Genomic DNA, 18,724 nt, shown 5'->3' with positions numbered 1-18,724 from the left:
AGCCAGTCTGGTCCGCGATGGCCCCCACAGTGTGGGGGCAGATGCGTTGTAGCGGGTCAGAAAGTATCTTTTTCTGCGCGGAGCAGGCCCAGGCTCTGGGCATCAGGCGCACGCAGGAACGGGTTTGTCGCCAGTTCCTGCCCCAGTGTTGACGGCACGGTGGGCAGCCCCTTGGCGCGCAACTGGCGGACTTCGGCCACCCGTTCGTGCAGGGCGGTATTGTCGGGTGTGGCGTGCAGGGCAAAAGCAGCGTTGGAGAGTGTATATTCATGCCCACAGCAGACCAATGTCTGGCTGGGGAGGGCAGCCAGCTTGTGCAAACTGTCAAAAAGCTGGCTGGGGGTGCCTTCAAACAGGCGGCCACACCCGAGGCTGAACAGGGTGTCTCCACAAAACAGGGCCGGTGGGTCAGAAAAATAGTAGCTGATATGCCCCAGCGTATGGCCCGGTACAGCCAGAACCCGCCCCTGGCTTTCCCCGACCTGCACGTGGTCTCCCTCCTGCACGGCAATATCCAGCGGGGGCAGACGGTGCTGGTCGGCCAGCGCGCCTACAATGCGGGCACCGTATTGCTGGCGCAGGGCTTCCGCCCCGCCAATATGGTCATTGTGGTGGTGGGTCAGCAGGATCAGGTCCAGCCTGTTGCCCTGTGCTTGCAGGTAGGCATGCACAGGTTCTGCCTCGCCGGGGTCGACTACGGCTACGGTGCCTGTGGCACTGTCGCGCAGCACCCAGGCGTAGTTGTCGGACAGAACAGGAAGGGCGTGGATACTCAGGGGCATAGTCGGGCCTTCGGCTGGCTTTGAGGGGGCAGGGTCATGGCGTCGGAGACAGCCCTTGTGATAGGCAGGGATCATGCAGGATTTTACGCCAGCGTGCGAAAATTTTTATACAACGCCCAAAGGGCAGGTCTGCACCACCCTGGTGGCCGAGCGTATGCGCTGGCTCTGGCCTGATCTGCGGGGGCAGGCTGTGCTGGGTGTTGGCATGGCAGCTCCCTATCTTGCCATGCTGGGTGATCCTCAGACCAACAAAGTGGCAGTCTGCCCCAAATCCCTCCTGCTGGCCGGGGCAGGGCAGGCCCTGTCTGGCGTGGTGACATGCCAGTCCAACCCGTGTGACCTGCCGTTTCAGGATGCGGTTTTTGACCGTGTGGTGCTGGTCCATGCCCTGCGGGGGGCAGAGAATTTTGTGCCCCAACTGCGCGAAGCCGCCCGTGTTTTGCAAGATGACGGCAGGTTGATGTTGCTGGTGCCCAACCGTTTGGCTGGTCCGTGGCGGTTGCGGGGGAGCCCTTTTGCAGCAGACCGCGCCTTTACACGTCGTGGGCTGCGGAGCCTGCTGGCCGCAGCCATGCTGCGGGCGGAACGGTGGGATGAGGCTCTTTTTCTACCTGTGGGGCCGTCCTGTCGTTCCGTTCAGGCTGGCAGGCGGGCGGATATTGCCGGCAAGGTGCTGTGCCCAGGGGGTGGTAGCCTGCTGTTGGTAGAGGCTGTGCGCGATATGTATTCTGTCCGGCCGGTTGGGCTGACTGCGCGGCGGCGTTGGCTCTCCCGGTTGGCCGTGCCGGTCGCAGGGGCTGCACGGTTGGTCAACCGGGGTGGGGCATCACGGCTGCGCCAACGCTGAACAGATTGTCACAAACCGGCGCGCATGGTGTTATCCGCCGGATTCCAGTAAGTCGGATTCACTCTCAGGACAGGGCCGGGTTCCATTTTTACGTCTCTTCTACTCTGTGCGCTGTTGCTTGTACTGTGCGCGCTGGGCCTGTTGTCCGTATTGGCGGGCAAACTGCCAGCCAGCGTTGCGTATTGGCGTACTGATATTCAGGGCGGGTTGTGGGGTATTCTGGCCCTGCTAGCCTTGGTGGGTGCTGTGTTCCGGCTGGAGGGGGAACTGGCGTGGCTGCCCATTTTCGGGGTTGATGGCCCCGCGTGGCCCATGGTGCTGGTGCTGGCCTTTGCAGGGGGCTGTGCGCGTTCTGACAGGGCGGTACTGGCCTGTGTGCTGTCAGGCTTTGGGTTTCTGGCGATTTCCCCCTTGGTCTTTGGTCTGCTGGCAGGCACGGCGCTGGCTTTGCTGGCGGGCCGGGGCTGGCGGGCCTTCTGCCTGCCGTTTGCAGTGCTGCCCGCCTGTATTCCGGCTGACAGCGCCCTGTCGGTTCCCCTTTTGTGCCTGACCATCGTGCAAACAGGCTGGGCGGTGTCAGTCCAGCGGGGGGCAGTCGCGGTTGTGCCCGCATGCACGGGGGTATTCCTGCTTGGGCGGATTCTGGCCGAGCGGGGGGACCTGCCATTGCTGGCACAGGCCGCATTGCTGGGGTGTGGGGCCTATGTAGCTTTGCGGGGGTGCGTGCAGGCATTTCGTGCAGACCGGGTGGAAGCCATGCTGGCCGGGGTGGCGGCTGCCTGGTACGGCGGGCTGGTTCTCAACCTTGTGCTCGCACTGGTCTCTGCGCTGGATGGGGCCGACACCTTTGGAGTGGCCTTCAGGCTGGGTATGGGGCCGTGCCTGTTGGGCCTGCTGGCTGTGCTGGGAGTAGGCGATGGGGCGCTGCCTGTTGTCCGGGGGCGTATCCTGGCCGGGTTGGGGGTTTTTCAGTTGTCCCTGTTGCCGCCATCTGGCGGGTTTGCCGTGCTGTGGAGCCAGCTTGTGGCGGCGGAGGATTCCATCACCGGTGCACGTCCTGCGGTCGCTTTGGTGGTTTTGCTACTGGTGGGTGTGCAGTGTGCTGTCATGGTGTGTGCAACGCTGGGGTTGATCCGTGCTGTTCTGCCCCGCGCCTGTGCTGGTGTGTCAGGCGGGGGCGAGCGTAGGTTTTGGCTGCCAGTATGGTGTTGCGCGGGGGCTGCGGGTATTTTCTCTCTCCTGCCGGGCCTGTGGCTGTTTGTGGCCAATGCCGTGGTGGCCGGGCCTGCGGCCTCGCCCCTGGGCTGGGGGAGCATTTTTGTCATCAGCGCACCGGATGGGGAAAGCAGCCTGACACCGTTGCTGGTTTTGTTCGCCGTTGCGGGTGCGTTCTGTGCGGTTGGGCTGCTGGTGCGGCTGTTTGGCTTTTTGCCTTTTGGGCAGGCTGTGCGTCAGGTCCCTGTATGGCGGCAGGGTATGCCGTTGATGGATGGACCAGCACCTGATCAATCAAGTGGAGCGTTCCTGCCCGTGACTGTGGCCTGGGCGCGTTTGTGGGGGCTGGCCCGTCCTGCTGTGGCAGGGCGGCGTGGGGCGCTGCCGCTGTGGCGCAGTCGGCGGAGTGCGGTTTTGCGGCGTTATGCGCGGCGTGGGGCGTTCCGTGTCGCTGTCTGGTGTGAAACACAGGGCATGATGCTGGTCCTGTTGCTGCTGGGGGTGGGGCTGCTCGTGGGGCTTTTTGCAGGCACATGACACAGGAAGTAATAGACGGACCTGCATGGGGCTGGTTGGCTGGCTGTGCGTTCATGCTGCTGGTGCAGGCAGCGCTTATGGTGCTGGTGGCGCCGCTGTTTACAGGCGTTACAGCCTGGGTGTCCGCCGTGCTGGAGGGGCAGTCGGGCCTGCCTGTCATGGGCCGCTGGCTGGATATTCAGCACCAGTTCCGCCGTCCCGGCCTGCGGAGCGAGGGGGAAGGGCTGAACGCGCTGTTTGGTTTTTCTGCCTTTGTGCTGGGCGTGCTGTGTTGTGCGCTGGTGCCGGTATTTACGCTGACCATTGCGGGTTTTCCGGCACCGGGGCTGTTGCTGGTGTGTGGGCTGCTGGTTGGGGCAAGTGTGCTGCTGTCCTTGCCGCAGGCTTTGCAGGGGCATTTTTCTGCCAGTCAGGCCTGTATTGCCTTGCTGGGTGATGGTTTGCTGCTGCCCGTGTTGGTGCCAATTCTGCTGCTGGCAGGCACGCATGATCTGGCAGCGTTTCTGGCCGGGCTGCATGCACTGTCCCCCCTGACTGATGGTGCTCCTTATGTGCTGGCCGGTGTGGCCCTGTTTGTCGTCGTGGCTCTTGGGCCTGATGGGCGAGAGACCGCAGGGGCCATGGCCCCCCTCGCAGGGCCGGACAGGGGGTTGTGGCTGCTGGCGGCTGATTGTGTGCGGCTATGCTGGGTTACTCTGGCGGCTGATATGGCCTGGGCCGCCAGCCTGAGCATGCCCGGTGGCATGCCTGCCGGGCAGTGGGTTTTCCAGTGTCTTGTGGGTGCGGTCCTGTGGGTGTGCAAGCTGGGGGTGGCCGCGCTGCTTCTGGCCGGGGCCCGGTTGCTTGTGCTGCCCGCAACGCGCCGTGTGCGTATCCGGCTGGGGGCTGTTTTTCTGCTGGGTCTGCTGGCCTGGCAGGTCACATGGGCGCATGCGCCACGGCAGGCGCAGAGCATGAACGACACACAACTGACCGACCCTTCCCCCGCCACAGACACCACAGGGCCGACATCATGACCCTTGCTGCTATCCTTGCTCCTTTGCTGGCATTGGCCATTGTGGCGCGTGGCATGGGTTTTCTGCCTCTGCTGGGGGTCGCTGCGGCGCTGGATATGCTGGTGGGCGGGCAGCAGGCCCTTAACCTTAGCGGTGCGGCGCTGGCACTTGTGTTTTCCATTCTGCCGCCGCTGTTTTTGCTGCGCTACCAGGTTGATACCCCGCAGGAACGGAGCCGGGTTACCGCGCCATTCCTGGCGTTGGGCCTGATGGTTCTGTTGTTGCTGACAAGTGCCCGCGCGGGAATGGTGGTTTTTCCCTCCGGGCTTTGTGTGATTGTGGCGGGCCTGGTGGCTGTTGTCTGCCGCCAGGGCATGATCTGGCAGTGGGCAGGTTTGCAGGCGTGTGTGCAGGGGGCGCTAATGGCAGGCGTGACGGCGCAGCGTGGTGTGTTGGTGGGTGTGGCGGGTGTTGCCGGGGCTGTGGTGCTGGTGCAGGGCGGGCTGTGTATCCACCGGGTGCTGCCGCGCCTGTCGGCCTTGCGGGCTACAGGCGTGCGGCGTGCCCGCAGGCCAGAGCATGACGCACCAAAGGGAGACAGTGCATGAGCCTTGGCGCCGAACTGACGGTTGTGCTGGCGGCGCTGGCGTTTGTGTGGCCCTTTGTCGGGGCGGTGCTTGTGGCGGCACTCGCGGCCCCCCGCAGTCGGGAGTACGCAATATGGGTTGCGGGCATTGGGTGTGCGCTGGCGCTGGCGGTATTCCTTTTCCCTGTTTCCGAAGCCGCAGCAGCAGGGTGGGATGATGACCCGGTGCAGCGGGCAGGGCGGGTGATGCTGGCATTCGGCCTGCTGTTGATGGTGCTGGAAAGCCCGGTTCTGCCCGACCGGCTGTTGCGCAGCCTGCCCCATGTTTCCACGGCTCTGGCCGGATTGGCCTGCGTCGCCCCCGACCCGGCGGTGGGGCTGGGCATACTGGTGATTGAACTGGGCTGGGGGGTCTTTGTGTTTACCCGGCCAGCGGGTCAGGCCATGACAGGCTGGAGTTTGATCCGCACCGGGGCTGTCGGAGTGTTTCTGGTCCTGTGTGGGCTGACATTGCCGCAGGATACTCTGGTCGCAGGGCTGACAATGGCGTGCGGCCTTGTGGTGCTGACGGGGCTTGCCCCGTTTGGGCAGTTCGGCCGGGAAGACAATGATGTTTTCCTGCTGCTGCCTCTGGCTGCGACAACCCTGCTGCTGGCCATGCGCCTGCGTGTGCATGGGGGGGGAGCTTTTGCCATGGCGCTGGTTGCGGCAGGGCTGCTGTCTGTCTGGCTGACGGGGTGCGTGGGGCGTTTGTCCGGGCGGCGTATGTTTCGCACTTTTCCGCTGGCACTGGGCTTTATGGCCGTGGGTATTCAGGCCGATGTGGCGGCCCTGCTGTTTTTGTGTGGGTGGTGCCTGGCCGGTGGCGGACGGTTGGAGCGTGGCTGGGCAGTGCGGGCACTGGCGTGTTTTCCCCCCGGTGCGCCGTTTGTGGGGTGCCTGCTGTTGCTGTCCATGTTGCCCGACTGGTCATGGAGTATTGCCGTACTGACCGTAGCGGGCCTGCTTTTGGTGGTTGTGCGCGGCCTGCCAGAGCGTGTGCCGCTGCATTTGGTGTGGCCTGATGAAGCTGCGGGCCAACTGGCCTGTGTGGTGCTGGCCGGGATGGGCTTTCTTGTGCCGTTGGCCATGATGCTGGGGGCGTTCTGATGCAGGCTGCATCCCTCATCCGCGCGGCGGAGCAGACACAGACCCCATGGCGCTATCGGTTGGATGAGCTGGCATGGCGCGACCTCGTGCAGGCCTTGGCCCATGATCGCCTGCCTTTTGCTGGCCTGTGGTGTGATGGACAGGATATGCATGCCCTGTTCCTGCCAGACGGCCAGCCCCTTGCGGCCACTGTGGCGTTGGAAGATGGGCGTTACCCCGCCCTGTCCCCAGTCAGGCCGGTTTCCAGCCTGTATGAGCGCGCAGCGTACGATTTGTATGGTGCGGAGGCCATGTGGGCGGTCGATGTGCGGCCATTGTTGGACCATGATGTCTGGCAGGCCTCTACCCCATTAGCGCAGGCACCCGGCTTGGCTGGTGGCCATAAGGGGCTGGTGCGCTTTCAGCCGTCCGAGCAGTTCTTGCATGGTGCGGGTGATGTGGATGGCTGGGGGCCTGCAACCGGTGGCATGGCTCCCCCTTTGCACGTCAGACTGGCTTTGCAGGGTGGGCGCATACTGCGGGCAGAAAGCCAGACAGGTTATGCCCACCGTGGGCTGGCGTTGCGCTGGCGGAATACGAGGCTGGATGAAGCCTGTCGGTTGAGTAGCAGGGTCAGCGCCGGTGTCTCGGTCGCGCATCAGGTTGCGTTTTGCATGGCGGTAGAAAATGCCTGCGGTGTTTTGGCTGCGGCGGAAACAGGGCTGCTCCGGGTTGCCTTGTTGGAAATGGAGCGTGTCAGCCATCATTTGTACACTTTGGCCAAGCTTGCCCGGCTGGCTGGGGCCGATGTGCTGGCCAGCCGCAGCATGGGCCTGCGCGAGACCCTGCTGGCAGCAATAGCCCCTGTGACCGGGTCGCGGTTGTTGATGGATGTCTGCCAGCCCGGTGGGGTGCGTCTGGCTGAAACCATGCGGATGGGTGAATTATGCGGTCAGGTCTGTGACCTGGCCCAGGGGCGTATTCCGGCGCTGGCCAGTGCATGGCGGGACTATCCAGGGCTTGGTGCGCGGCTTGCCAGCCTGGGAGCCATTACACGTGATGATGTCGGCCAGCTTGGGTTGGAAGGGCTTGTAGCCCGTGCCAGCGGCGGGGACTGTGACCACCGCCGCGCCATGCCCAGCTACGCCGGGCTATGGCGCTATACTTCCGCCAAGCGACATGGAACGGCTGAGGACAGGGCTTTTCTGTTGTTGGATGAAGTTGTTGAAAGCCTGCGTATGTTAGGCATTGCGGCAGACCAGCTTGGCCTTGCCGCCGCAGGCTATGTGGACTGTCAGGCAGACAGTGCAGAAGGGGCCGCCATGGTGGAAGGGCCATGGGGGCCTGTGCTCTATTGGGTGCGCCTGTCGCAGGGGCGTGTGGCCCATGTGTTTCAGCACGGGCCAGAGCAGGCAGCCCTGCTGTTGTTTGAAAATGCCCTGAGCGGCCACAGTGTCGAGGACTTGCCTCTTCTGGCGTGTTCACTTGGGGTCAATGCCGCAGCGCTGGACGCCTAGAGCTGTGGGGATGGACAGGAAAGGCAACATCCCATGGGGCTGATTCACGCCGTGTTTGATGGCATGTTCCGGCAGGCAAGGCAGGCCGCAAAACCACCGGGCGAACGCTGGCCTGTGTGGCTGTTTCATGTTGATACGGGCGGGTGTGGGGGCTGTGGCATGGAGCTACAGGCTCTGGCCCATTTGCCGTATGACCTGCGCGGGGCGGGATTTGGCTTTGTTGAAACACCGCGCGCGGCAGATGTTCTGCTGGTAACAGGGGCAGTCACCTGGGCCATGGCCCCCGTGTTGCAAGCCGCGTGGGATGCCATGCCAACCCCCAAAGGGCTGATCACGGTGGGGGCCTGTGCCCAGAATGGCGGGCCGTTTTTTGCTGAAAACTATGCCGTCATGGGTGGTCTGGAACGGAAGGTCAGCGTTGATTTTTCCATTCCCGGCTGCCCACCTACCCCGGCAGATGTGCTGGCCGGGTTAAGTGCGCTGTTTGGCGGCAGGGTTGGGGCGGCGGCTGCGCCAGCACGGTAGGGTGGAGTTTATTCCTGCAAGGCTTCTGCCGCGCGTTTGAGTTTGAGAAAACTCCGGCGGCTGAGCGGCAGCAGCCCCATATAAATAACCCCAGCGGCGGCGAGTGCGGCCCATGGGTCAGCGATCAGCACAACCGCATAGATGCCGGTGCCCAGCATAAGTGGCAGCACATACTGGGCGGGCACTTTGAAGTTCTTGAACGACCACACAGGCAGGGTGGAAACCAGCAACAGGGCTGTACCGGTCAGGCTCAGCCATGGCAGCCATGGCTGACGTGTGAAGTCATACAGCCAGTCAATATGCAGCTTTTGCGCTTCCAGCCCCAGGAAAAGGGGAAACAGCGCGAGTCCGGCTCCTGCCGGGGCAGGCACGCCTGTAAAAAAGTTGCTGGCGTATTTGGGCTTATGTTCCTCACCATCAAGGTTGGCGTTAAAGCGGGCCAGCCGCAACGCCATACAGACGGTAAAGAGCATGCAGGGCAGGAAAGCGTAGCGGTTGCTGTCGCGTAGTGCCCAGAAATACAGCAGAAAAGACGGTGCAACCCCAAAGCACAGAAAGTCCGACAGGCTGTCAAACTCCGCGCCAAAGCGGGTGGAGCCACGCAGCAGGCGGGCAATGCGGCCATCCAGCCCATCGATGAAAGCAGCAATCAGCAACGCGGCAGCCGCAGCCTGAAAGCGGCCATCAATGGCAAAACGCATGCCATTCAGCCCCGCGCACAGCCCCAGCATGGTCAGGATGTTGGGGACAAGCCGGTTAAACGACGGCCCCCGGATCTTGTTGCGGACCCTCCGGCGCAGGCGGCGGCGGGGCGGGGGTTCCTGCCCGGAAAGGGCAGGGAGAGGAGCGGGAACTGTCACGGCGGTTTTCAGAGGCGCGCCATAATGGTTTCACCGCCAACCATGGTCTGGCCAACGGCCACCAGCGGCTCAACACCCGGCGGAAGGTACAGGTCGGTGCGGGAGCCAAAGCGGATCAGGCCAAAGCGTTCCCCTGCTTCCACCTGCATGCCTTCGGTGACGGAGCAGACAATGCGGCGTGCCACCAGCCCGGCAATCTGGACAACAGCCAGCATCCGGCCATCGGGCAGGGTCAGGCTGAGGGCATTGCGTTCATTCTGCTCGGATGCCTTGTCCAGACTGGCGTTGAGGAACAGGCCGGGGTGGTACGCAATGCGTGTCACGGTGCCAGCGGCGGGCATACGGTTGACGTGGACATCCAGCACCGAAAGGAAGGTGGCAATGCGCCAGACAGGGGCTGTGCCCATGTCGAGTTCCTTGGGTGGGGCGATTTTTTCAATCGAGACAATATGCCCGTCAGCAGGGGCTACGGCCAGATCAGCCTGAGGCGGGGTTACGCGCTCGGGGTCGCGGAAGAAATACAGGCAGAACGCAAAAAAGCCGGTGCTGGCATGGCCTGCACGCCGCAGCATGGGGCAGTTCAGCTTGCGGCCAGCCCAGTAGGCCAGAAGGGACGTAGCGGCTGATGCCAGCAGGAACGGCCGCGCTTCCGGATGAGGGCGGGAGGCAACCAGCTTGATCGAAGATAACAGGGACATGAGATAATCCTTACGCGAGGACGCCAGCCGTCACAAGAAAAGCACGAAAATGCGCGGGGCAAGGCACCCCGCGCACCCTGTGGGTCAGGCCAGTTCCTTCAGGGTCGCCCGTACGGCGTCAAAGGCGGCGTCGGCGGCACCGGCATCAGGCCCGCCAGCCTGCGCCATGTCGCGGCGGCCACCGCCACCCTTGCCACCCATGGCAGCACTGGCAGCGCGTACCAGGGCTACAGCGTCAGCTTTTTCAGCCCACTCCGGGGTAATGGCGGCAACAACGCTACCTTTGCCTTCTGCGGTGGAGATCAGGACCACAACATCGGCATTGCCCTGTTTGAGAATGGTCTCAGCCAGACCTTTCAGTTCCCGGGCCGGGGTTTCGGCCACATTGCGGGTGGCCAGACGGATAGCGCCAATGGTTTCCACACCGGCAGCAGTCGCGGTGCCCGCAGCAAGCTGGCGTTGCAGGTGGCTGATCTGGCGTTCCATCAGCTTGCGTTCTTCAAGCAGGGTTGCCAGACGCTCGGGGGCTTCCGCTGCGCCAACTTTCATCATCGCTGCCATCTGGGCCAGGCGCTGCTCGTTGGTGGCAGTCAGGCTTTCGGCTGCTCTGCCCGCAACGGCCTCAATCCGGCGCACCCCGGCAGACACACCGCTTTCGGAGACAATGCGAAACTGCCCGATATCCCCGGTGCGGGCCACATGCGTGCCGCCGCATAGTTCCATCGACCAGGCACCACGGGTGTCGTCCCCTGCACCCATGGACACAACGCGCACTTCATCACCGTATTTTTCCCCGAACAGGGCTGTGGCCCCTTCGTTCACGGCTTCTTCAGGCGTCATGGAGCGGGTGATGACAGCCGAGTTTTCACGGATGCGGCGGTTCACTTCGGCTTCGATGTCCAGCAGTTCCTCTGCCGTGACAGGGCGGGGCTGGCTGACGTCAAAGCGCAGGCGTTCGGGGCCGTTCAGACTGCCTTTCTGGGCAACATGCGCGCCAAGGTGGCGGCGCATGGCCTCATGCAGCAGGTGGGTAGCCGAGTGATGCGCCCGAATGGCCGAACGGCGGTCATGGTCGATCGTGGCGGTAACGGCAGCGCCAGTGCGCAGCGTACCCTCGGTCACGGTGCCGTAGTGGACGATCAGGTCCCCGGCCTTTTTCTGGGTGTCGCGGATGGCAACCTTGACGCCAGAAGCGGTCAGGAAGCCGGTGTCCCCCGCCTGACCGCCGCTTTCACCGTAAAAGGGTGTCTGGTTGAGCAGGATGGCCACTTCTGCCCCAACAGGGGCTTCAGCCACAAAGGCGTTGTCGTTGATAATAGCCTGGACCTCACCATCAGCCTGCTCTGTCGCATAGCCGAGGAACTCGGAGGCACCAAATTTGTCGCGGGCTTCAAACCACACGGTTTCAACCGCGCTGTCACCGGACCCGGCCCATGCCGCACGGGCACGCTGGCGCTGGACGGTCATGGCATCTTCAAAGCCTTTTACGTCCACATCATGGCCGCTGCCGCGCAGGGCGTCCTGTGTCAGGTCCAGCGGGAAGCCAAACGTGTCATACAGGCGGAAGGCGATATCACCGGGCAGGGGGGCACCAGACTGCAGGCGGCTCTTTTCGTCCTCCAGCAGGTGCAGGCCGCGATCCAGCATGGCTTTAAAGCGTTCTTCCTCACCACGCATGGTCTCGCGGATCAGGGCTTCCCCATGCACCAGTTCGGGATAGGCGCCGCCCATCTGCTGGATCAGGGCTGGCAGCAGCTTGTGGAACACGGGGTCGGTCGTGCCCATCATGTGCAGGTGGCGCATGGCGCGGCGCATGATGCGGCGCAGAACGTAGCCGCGCCCGTCCTTGGAGGGCAGCACACCGTCAGCAATCAGGAAGGCGGCGGAGCGCAGGTGGTCGGCCACAACCCGGTGGCTGGCCTTGAAAGCGCCATCCACAGACTGGTGGGTGATGTCGGCCGAGGCCTGTGTCAGCGCCACAAAGGTATCGGTATCGTAGTTGTCACGCTTGCCCTGCATGATGGCGGCAAAGCGTTCCAGCCCCATACCGGTGTCGATGGACGGGCGGGGCAGGGGAGTACGCACGCCCGGCGGGTCTTCGAAATACTGCATGAACACAAGGTTCCAGATTTCGACAAACCGATCCCCGTCTTCATCGGGGGAGCCGGGGGGGCCACCGGGAACATCGGGGCCATGGTCGTAAAAAATTTCCGAGCAGGGGCCGCAGGGGCCGGTGTCACCCATGCGCCAGAAATTATCCGATGTGGGAATACGGATAATGCGGCTGTCATCCAGCCCCGCAATTTTGCGCCACAGGCCCGCTGCGTCCTCATCTTCGGCAAAGACGGTGACCAGCAGCTTGTCCTTGGCCAGACCGAAGTTCTTTGTCACCAGCGTCCAGGCCAGTTCAATCGCTTCGGGCTTGAAGTAGTCGCCAAAGGAGAAGTTGCCCATCATTTCAAAGAATGTGTGATGGCGCGCCGTGTAGCCGACATTGTCCAGATCGTTGTGCTTGCCCCCGGCCCGAACGACTTTCTGCGCCGTGGTCGCGCGCGAATAGGGGCGCGTTTCCTGGCCGGTAAAGACGTTCTTGAACTGCACCATGCCTGCGTTGGTAAACAACAGCGTTGGGTCATTGCGCGGTACAAGGGAGGAGGACTGTACGATCTGGTGGCCCTTGCTGGCAAAATACTCCAGAAAAGCACTACGAATTTCGTTTGTTGTCAGCATGGCGAGGGGCAAAACGTCCTGAAACGGGTTGAGCGCGTGATGTATCCTCGAAGCGGGAAAGCTGTCCTCACGGGCCGTACGGAAGGTACTGTGTGGTCATGATCTGCGCCTAGATGTAGCGCAGGCCGGGTTTCTCCGAAAGAGGCTGTATTATGGCGTGGTCGAATGTGGCTTTTTGTCTGGCTGCGTGGGCGTAGTCTGGGGCGCACCGGGGTGGTTGCGAAAGACCATGGCCCGGCTGATGTTGAAATTGGCCAGCATGCCTGCTAGCGCGCCAGCAGCCAGTGCTAATGCCGGGTGGTGGACGCAGAGCGGCACAAAGAAAAACAGCGCATAGACCGTGCCACGGTTCAGGCAGAAGCCCAGACTGTTGGCCGAGAGAAAGCGCAGCCATTGCATGATCGGGTGGTGGTGCAGGCCCAAGCCGTGGAATGTCCAGAGTCGGTTCAACACCCAGTTGAATGTCGCTGCGATGAAATAGGCCGCAAGAGTTGCAAGGTCCAGCCCAAGCAGGGGGCGCAGCGCGTAGACCGAGGCAATGTCGCACACAAGTCCCAGACTGCCGACAACACCAAATTTAAGAAACTGCTCTAGCTGGCGCCATCTGGTGCCGGAAAGGGGAAGGGGCATGACCGGGCCATGGGATAGCTTTGGGGTAAAGGCAAAAAAAGAGGCGCCCGAGGGCGCCTCTCTTCTCCGAAGCAAATCGGAACCGAACCGGATTAGTGGAGGATGATTTCCACGCGACGGTTCTGGGGTTCACGGGTGTTCGGGCCGGTCGGGACCAGCGGGTGAGCTTCACCGTAGCCGTGGATGTCGATGGCAGCAGCCGGAACACCGTCACGGATCAGTTCAGCCTTCACGCTCTGAGCACGACGCACGGACAGGCCGAGGTTGTACTTCTGGCCAGCCGGGCCGGGGCGTGCAGCGGAGTTATCGGTGTAGCCGTTAACTTCGATGCGGGTCGTCTGGATGTGGGTGGAAGCCTGAGCAGCTTCAGCCACGATCTGACGAGCGCGAGCGGTCAGGTTGTACTTGTCCCAGTCGAAGAACACCAGGTAGGAGCGTGCGGGCAGCGGAGCCGGAGCAGCAACGACCGGAGCGGGCGGCGGCGGCGGGGGAGCCGTGTCGAACGCATAGCGCAGGCCCAGGATGAACTGGTGGTTGAAGCGCTGGTCGAAGTTGGCATGACCGTGGGTCGTGCGTGCACCAGTGGAGTTGAAGGAGCTGTAGTTGTAAGCGCCGTCAACGAAGGAGCCGGGCTGACCGATCATGCGGTATTCGGTCGTGACCTGGAAGCCGGGGATACCCGTGTCAAAGGCCGCACCAACGATACCCTGGTAGGCAAAGCCACCACGGGTGCCAGCAACGGTGGTGGACGCGCCGCCAACGAAGTTGGTGTGCATGTTGTTATAACGCTGCCACAGGTAGCCAGCACCAACACCGACGAACGGTGTGACAGGTGCGTCGATCCCGAACTGCTTCAGGTCGATGTCGTACAGCACGTTGACAAAGCCGCCGTAGGACTCGTCGCTGCTGTGCGTCTTGCCCAGAACATTGGTGCCGCCGCGGTGGTTGATGTAGGAGAAGTTGTAAACACCTTCAACTTCAGCGCGCAGGCCGTTGCCGAAGCCCCAGCCAAACGAACCAAAACCGGTGAAGCCGGTGTTGTGGCGAATCTGGGAGGAACCACCGCCAGGAATGGCTGCACCGGCAGGGTTGCCGAGGTGCATGTGCTGGTTCTGGACCAGGTTGTAACCACCGCCCACGTCAACATAAGGGCCTGTGATCGTGGTGGCAGATGCGGCCGCCGGAGCCGCTGCCATCAGTGTCGTTGCAAGTAACGCCGTGCGGAGACGCATTTTTTCGTCCTCAATGTCTCATCTGTTCGACTTCCCCGCCAACCGTCTCGGCGGGCAGGTCCAGCTAGATGCCTAAAGGTCGTATAAAACGATCGGTTCCCAAATAGAAACCCGTAGCTTCCTACTGTTCACCATTAGAAGTCATACGCGTGCTTTATTTGCAACAGTCCATTTCGGTGCTCGAATATGTGCCTGCTGCATGTGGCATGCCGCTGGATAATTCCTGTGTATCTAACGCATTGCAATAGCAAAGCTTGCTGCTTCTCTCCTGCGTGATTGGGGCAGAATTGAGGCAGGGCGACGTTTTTGCAACGCCGCACCGCTTTGGGCCGCGCACACCCTTATATTTTAAGGTGCGGCACCGTCCGCAACCAGTGCGTCACGCACTGTCTGGGCGGGTACATCGCGGGTTGTAAAGGCCTGTCCGATTCCATGTGCGAGCACAAAAGACAGCTTGCCATCCTGCATTTTTTTATCCTTGAGCATGTGGCTCATCAGGTCATCGACCTTGAAGGAATAAGGCAGGTCACGGATGTGGGCGGGCATGTTCAGCCCTTCCAGATGGCGGGTGACGCGCTCCAGATCGGCCTGCGGGCAGGCTCCAAGTCGGACAGACACGGCAAAAGCCAGAGTCAGCCCGATGGAAACAGCCTCACCATGCAGCAGGCGGCCGTCGTACCCCAGTTCGGCTTCCAGCGCATGGCCAAAGGTGTGACCCAGGTTCAGCAGTGCCCGGCCATCGGTTTTCTGCTCTTCACGCTCATCAGCAGCGACAACCCGGGCTTTGAAGGCGCAGGCCTGTCGTACGGCCTCGGCAAGGGTTTCGGGGTCCTGGTCCAGCAGGGCCGCGCCGTTCTTTTCGCACCAGGCAAACAGCTCGGGGTCACCGATCAGGCCAGCCTTCACAATTTCGGCATAACCGGCCATCAGCTCGCGCCTGGGCAGGGTGGCGAGGGCGGAAACATCGGCCAGAACGCACAGGGGCTGGTGGAATGCCCCGATCAGATTCTTGCCCCAGCGCGAGTTGATGCCCGTTTTGCCCCCGACGGAGGAATCGACCTGGGACAGCAGGGTGGTCGGTATTTGCACAAACGGCAGGCCACGCAGGGTGGTGGAGGCCACAAACCCTGCCAGGTCTCCGACAACACCGCCCCCCAGGGCGATGATGCTGGTGCGTCGTTCCACACCTTCTTTAAGGATGGAATCGACAAGCCCGGCATAGGTGTCGATATTCTTGCTGCGTTCACCCGGCGGCACGATCAGGCTGCGTGTGGCAATGCCGGTCTGGGCCAGTGCTTCTTCCAGGCGGTTCAGATACAGCGCCCCGACCGTTTCATCGGTAATGATGATGGCGGCCTTGCGCGGCAGCACGGGGGCCAGCAGGGCACCGGCCCGGCTGATCAGGTCACTGCCGATCACGACATCATAACGGGTGCTGGCAAGGCTGACAGGTAGCCGCAGGGGGCGGTTTGACAGGGCCAGCGCCTCCATGACGCGTGTTGTGGTATGCTCCACGTTGTTATCTCCACAATCAACGATAATGTCCGCCTCGGCATATACCGGGTGGCGGATGGTCATCAGCCGCTCCAGCACATCGCGGGGGGAGGCTGTGTTCAGCAACGGGCGGTGCGTGCGGCCGGAAACACGGCGCAGCAGCACCGGCAGGGGGCAGCGCAGCCACAGGGAAATGGCATGTTCGCGCACCATGGTGCGGGTGGCGGTGTCCATGAACGCGCCGCCGCCCGTGGCCAGCACCATGGGTGGGCCTTCAAGCAGGCGGCGGATCACGCGGCGTTCTCCGTCACGGAAGGCGGCTTCACCATACAGCCGGAAGACATCGGCTATGGAGCAGCCAGCCGCCCGTTCAATTTCAACATCCGCATCTACAAAAGGCAGGCCCAGTCGCCCGGCCAGGTGCCGGCCGATCGTTGTCTTGCCTGCCCCCATCAGGCCAACAAGCACAATGCTGCGCCCCGAAGGCAGAAAGCCATCGGTGGAGCAGCGGACAATCCGTTCCAGGTCAAGCGGAATGGGGGGCGGGTCTGTGGTTTCGGGCGGAGGTGTGGAGATACGTGATGACATGTCGTACAGCTTAACATAGAGCAGGAAGAACACACTTATTTATCACGTTATCCTTGGGAGCCAGCCTGTATGAGCCGTATGGTTCTGATTGTTGTTTCTATTGTGGCTATTGCGCTGCTTGGCGGGTTTGCCGCGCTGGGTCTTACGGCGCACCCACCTGTGCCACAGCCTGTCCACCGTGACCTGCCGTTGCCAGCACCCCCGGTCATTCAGGCCGCGCCGACACTGGCTGTGCCCGATGCGCCGGTTATTACCCCCGTGGTGCCTGCCGCTCCTGCGCAGCCGCCTGTCCAGCAGCAGGCTCCCGCCCACCCGTGACCCGGCGTGCCGACGGTGTTGACCTGTTTTTGGAAATGCTGGCGGCGGAGCGGGCTGCGGCCCCCAACACCCTTGCTGCGTACGAGGCTGACCTGCGCTCCTGCGCGGACAGCCTTGCACGCTGTGGGGAAACACTGGCTGATGCCACCACACAGGGGCTGAGGCACTGGCTGGCCGACCTCGCGCAGGATGGGCAGTCCCGCAGGACTGTGGCGCGCAGGCTGTCCTGTATCCGCCAGTTCTGCCTTTTCCAGCTGCGTGAGGGGCTGCGGGCTGACAACCCGGCTACCAGCCTGGATACCCCCAGGCCAGAACGGACATTGCCGCGCTTTTTGTCCGAATCGGAGGTGCTGGCCCTGCTGGAGGCCTGCCTGCCGCTCTCGGGCGCATCGTCTGCAAAATGGCGGCGCGGGCTGGTTGCGCGCGCGGCGCTGGAACTGCTGTATGCTTCGGGCCTGCGTATATCAGAACTGCTGGCTCTACCCCGGCAGGCGCTGGGGCGAGATGCCCGGATGATGATGGTGCGGGGCAAAGGCGGGCGGCAGCGGCTTGTGCCCCTGTCAGACAGTGCGCGGGAGGCCGCTCAGGCGCTGTTGCAGGCGGATGCCATGCTGCAAAGCCCGTATCTATTCCCCGGCCGTGTGCCCACCCGGGCGATGACCCGTCAGGCGTTTGACCGTATTTTGCATGATGTCGGGCTGCGTGCGGGGCTGGACCCAGCGCGCCTGTCCCCCCATGTCCTGCGGCATTCCTTTGCTACGCATCTGCTGGCCCATGGGGCGGATTTGCGGGCGTTGCAGGTGCTGTTGGGGCATGCGGACATTGCGACAACCCAGATTTACACCCATGTGCAGACCGAACGGTTGCGGCAGGTGGTGGCGGAACACCATCCGCTGGCTGCCGGAGCGGAGTCCGCCACGGACGCGGCGGAAGGCGGCACGGCCGCAAAAGGCTGAAAATGCCGTGTCGCAGGGTCGTGCGACCATGAAAAATGACCTGATGATACGTTTGGATGCAGGAAGTGACTTGGTTTTCAACGTCATTGTGCTATCGGCATTGCCATGCGTCAGTTCCTGGATTTCGAAAAGCCCGTCGCCGAACTTGAAAACAAGATCGACGAACTGCGGCAGATGACAGACCCCGAAGGGGTCAACATTGAAGAAGAAACGGCCCGCCTTTCTGAAAAGGCGGAAAAGCATCTGCGTACCATCTATGCCAAGCTTACGCCCTGGCAGAAGGTGCAGGTTGCCCGTCATGCCCAGCGTCCGCATGCGCAGGATTACATCAATGCGCTGGTGACAGACTACACCCCGCTGGCGGGGGACAGGCTGTTTGGGGATGACAAGGCCGTTGTTGGTGGCATGGGTCGTTTTGACGGTACCCCCGTCATGGTGATCGGCACCGAGCGCGGCTCGGACCTGGAAACGCGCCTCCAGCACAACTTTGGCATGGCCCGGCCCGAAGGCTATCGCAAAGCACAGCGGCTGATGACGCTGGCTGGCCAGTTTGGCCTGCCGATCCTGACGTTTATTGACACGGCAGGCGCATGGCCGGGTATCGATGCCGAGCAGCGTGGCCAGGCCGAGGCAATTGCCCGGTCTATTGCCACCTGTTTTGATGCCCCCGTGCCGCTGATCGCGACTGTGATCGGGGAAGGCGGTTCCGGTGGGGCTGTGGCTCTGGGTGCTGGCGATAAGGTGCTTATGCTTGAGCACGCCATCTACTCCGTCATCTCGCCCGAGGCCTGTGCCTCCATCCTGTGGCGTGATCCCAAACAGGCCAGCACAGCGGCAGAAACACTGCGGCTGACGGCGCAGGACCTCAAGCGCCTTGGGCTGATTGACCAGATTATTCCAGAACCCGTAGGTGGCGCGCAGCGTGACCCCGATGCGGCCCGCAAGGCTGTGGGCAAGGTGCTGTCCGAAACCCTCAAGGACCTTCTGCCGCTGGCTCCGGCCCGCCTGAAGGAATTGCGGCGCGAGAAGTTTCTGGCCATGGGGCGTGAAGCCCTGCACTAAGCCGCCAGCAAGAGTTCCATCTCA

Annotated in this window: 17 protein-coding genes; 10 read left to right on the top strand and 7 right to left on the bottom strand. The window is 62.7% G+C overall.

Annotated features, from left to right (window positions below):
• Positions 1-56 precede the first annotated feature (56 nt).
• Positions 57-782 (bottom strand): hydroxyacylglutathione hydrolase, encoded by a 726-nt coding sequence (gene gloB, locus FLP30_RS01270; protein WP_149277999.1) that lies wholly within the window; start codon positions 780-782, stop codon positions 57-59.
• Positions 783-855: 73 nt separating this feature from the next.
• Between gloB and FLP30_RS01265 the strand changes: the two genes are divergently transcribed.
• From FLP30_RS01265 to FLP30_RS01235, 7 genes are all read left to right on the top strand, one after another.
• The gene (locus tag FLP30_RS01265; RefSeq protein WP_149277998.1) at positions 856-1,629 is read left to right on the top strand and encodes a methyltransferase domain-containing protein; all 774 of its coding nucleotides are present in this window, start codon (positions 856-858) and stop codon (positions 1,627-1,629) included.
• A gap of 150 nt (positions 1,630-1,779) precedes the next feature.
• Positions 1,780-3,381, top strand: a complete 1,602-nt coding sequence (locus FLP30_RS01260; RefSeq protein ID WP_246856549.1) for a hypothetical protein — start codon at positions 1,780-1,782, stop codon at positions 3,379-3,381.
• A complete protein-coding gene (locus tag FLP30_RS01255; RefSeq protein ID WP_149277997.1) occupies positions 3,378-4,397 on the top strand; it encodes a hypothetical protein in 1,020 nt (339 codons plus the stop codon). Before FLP30_RS01260 ends, FLP30_RS01255 begins: the two co-directional genes overlap by 4 nt.
• The gene (locus FLP30_RS01250; protein ID WP_246856548.1) at positions 4,394-4,984 is read left to right on the top strand and encodes a hypothetical protein; all 591 of its coding nucleotides are present in this window, start codon (positions 4,394-4,396) and stop codon (positions 4,982-4,984) included. The genes FLP30_RS01255 and FLP30_RS01250 overlap by 4 nt, the downstream gene beginning before the upstream one ends.
• The gene (locus tag FLP30_RS01245; RefSeq protein ID WP_149277996.1) at positions 4,981-6,111 is read left to right on the top strand and encodes a hypothetical protein; all 1,131 of its coding nucleotides are present in this window, start codon (positions 4,981-4,983) and stop codon (positions 6,109-6,111) included. The genes FLP30_RS01250 and FLP30_RS01245 overlap by 4 nt, the downstream gene beginning before the upstream one ends.
• Positions 6,111-7,607, top strand: a complete 1,497-nt coding sequence (locus tag FLP30_RS01240; RefSeq protein WP_149277995.1) for an NADH-quinone oxidoreductase subunit D-related protein — start codon at positions 6,111-6,113, stop codon at positions 7,605-7,607. The genes FLP30_RS01245 and FLP30_RS01240 overlap by 1 nt, the downstream gene beginning before the upstream one ends.
• Positions 7,608-7,640: 33 nt before the next feature.
• Positions 7,641-8,132, top strand: a complete 492-nt coding sequence (locus tag FLP30_RS01235) for an NADH-quinone oxidoreductase subunit B family protein (protein ID WP_149277994.1) — start codon at positions 7,641-7,643, stop codon at positions 8,130-8,132.
• Between the two features lie 8 nt (positions 8,133-8,140).
• Here FLP30_RS01235 and FLP30_RS01230 read toward each other — a convergent pair whose 3' ends face one another.
• The 6 genes from FLP30_RS01230 to aroB form a co-directional block, all read right to left on the bottom strand.
• Positions 8,141-8,992 carry a CDP-alcohol phosphatidyltransferase family protein gene (locus tag FLP30_RS01230; protein ID WP_168200027.1) on the bottom strand — a complete coding sequence of 284 codons (852 nt, stop codon included), beginning with the start codon at positions 8,990-8,992 and terminating at the stop codon, positions 8,141-8,143.
• Between the two features lie 8 nt (positions 8,993-9,000).
• Positions 9,001-9,690: a phosphatidylserine decarboxylase gene (locus FLP30_RS01225; protein WP_149277992.1), complete on the bottom strand. Its 690-nt coding sequence runs from the start codon at positions 9,688-9,690 to the stop codon at positions 9,001-9,003.
• Between the two features lie 84 nt (positions 9,691-9,774).
• Entirely contained in the window at positions 9,775-12,420 is a 2,646-nt protein-coding gene (gene alaS / locus FLP30_RS01220) for an alanine--tRNA ligase (protein WP_149277991.1), read from the bottom strand.
• Positions 12,421-12,570: 150 nt separating this feature from the next.
• Entirely contained in the window at positions 12,571-13,050 is a 480-nt protein-coding gene (locus FLP30_RS01215; protein ID WP_149277990.1) for a GtrA family protein, read from the bottom strand.
• A 92-nt stretch (positions 13,051-13,142) separates the two neighbouring features.
• On the bottom strand, positions 13,143-14,282 hold the full coding sequence (locus tag FLP30_RS01210; RefSeq protein WP_149277989.1) for an OmpA family protein: 1,140 nt from the start codon (positions 14,280-14,282) through the stop codon (positions 13,143-13,145).
• A gap of 348 nt (positions 14,283-14,630) precedes the next feature.
• Positions 14,631-16,364 (bottom strand): 3-dehydroquinate synthase, encoded by a 1,734-nt coding sequence (gene aroB, locus FLP30_RS01205; protein ID WP_149277988.1) that lies wholly within the window; start codon positions 16,362-16,364, stop codon positions 14,631-14,633.
• A 69-nt stretch (positions 16,365-16,433) separates the two neighbouring features.
• On the opposite strand from aroB, the gene FLP30_RS01200 reads away from it, so the two are divergent.
• The 3 genes from FLP30_RS01200 to FLP30_RS01190 all read left to right on the top strand — a co-directional run bounded on the left by FLP30_RS01200 (position 16,434) and on the right by FLP30_RS01190 (position 18,700).
• Positions 16,434-16,682, top strand: coding sequence for a hypothetical protein (locus FLP30_RS01200; protein ID WP_149277987.1), 249 nt, complete (start codon positions 16,434-16,436; stop codon positions 16,680-16,682).
• Entirely contained in the window at positions 16,679-17,638 is a 960-nt protein-coding gene (locus tag FLP30_RS01195; RefSeq protein WP_256366596.1) for a tyrosine recombinase, read from the top strand. Before FLP30_RS01200 ends, FLP30_RS01195 begins: the two co-directional genes overlap by 4 nt.
• A 105-nt stretch (positions 17,639-17,743) precedes the next feature.
• The gene (locus FLP30_RS01190; protein ID WP_149277986.1) at positions 17,744-18,700 is read left to right on the top strand and encodes an acetyl-CoA carboxylase carboxyltransferase subunit alpha; all 957 of its coding nucleotides are present in this window, start codon (positions 17,744-17,746) and stop codon (positions 18,698-18,700) included.
• The last annotated feature ends 24 nt before the right edge of the window (positions 18,701-18,724 follow it).

This window comes from Acetobacter vaccinii (genome assembly GCF_008365315.1).
Taxonomy (GTDB): Bacteria; Pseudomonadota; Alphaproteobacteria; order Acetobacterales; family Acetobacteraceae; genus Acetobacter; species Acetobacter vaccinii.
Note: the sequence above shows the minus strand (reverse complement) of the source record. Positions and strands in the feature narration are given on the sequence as shown.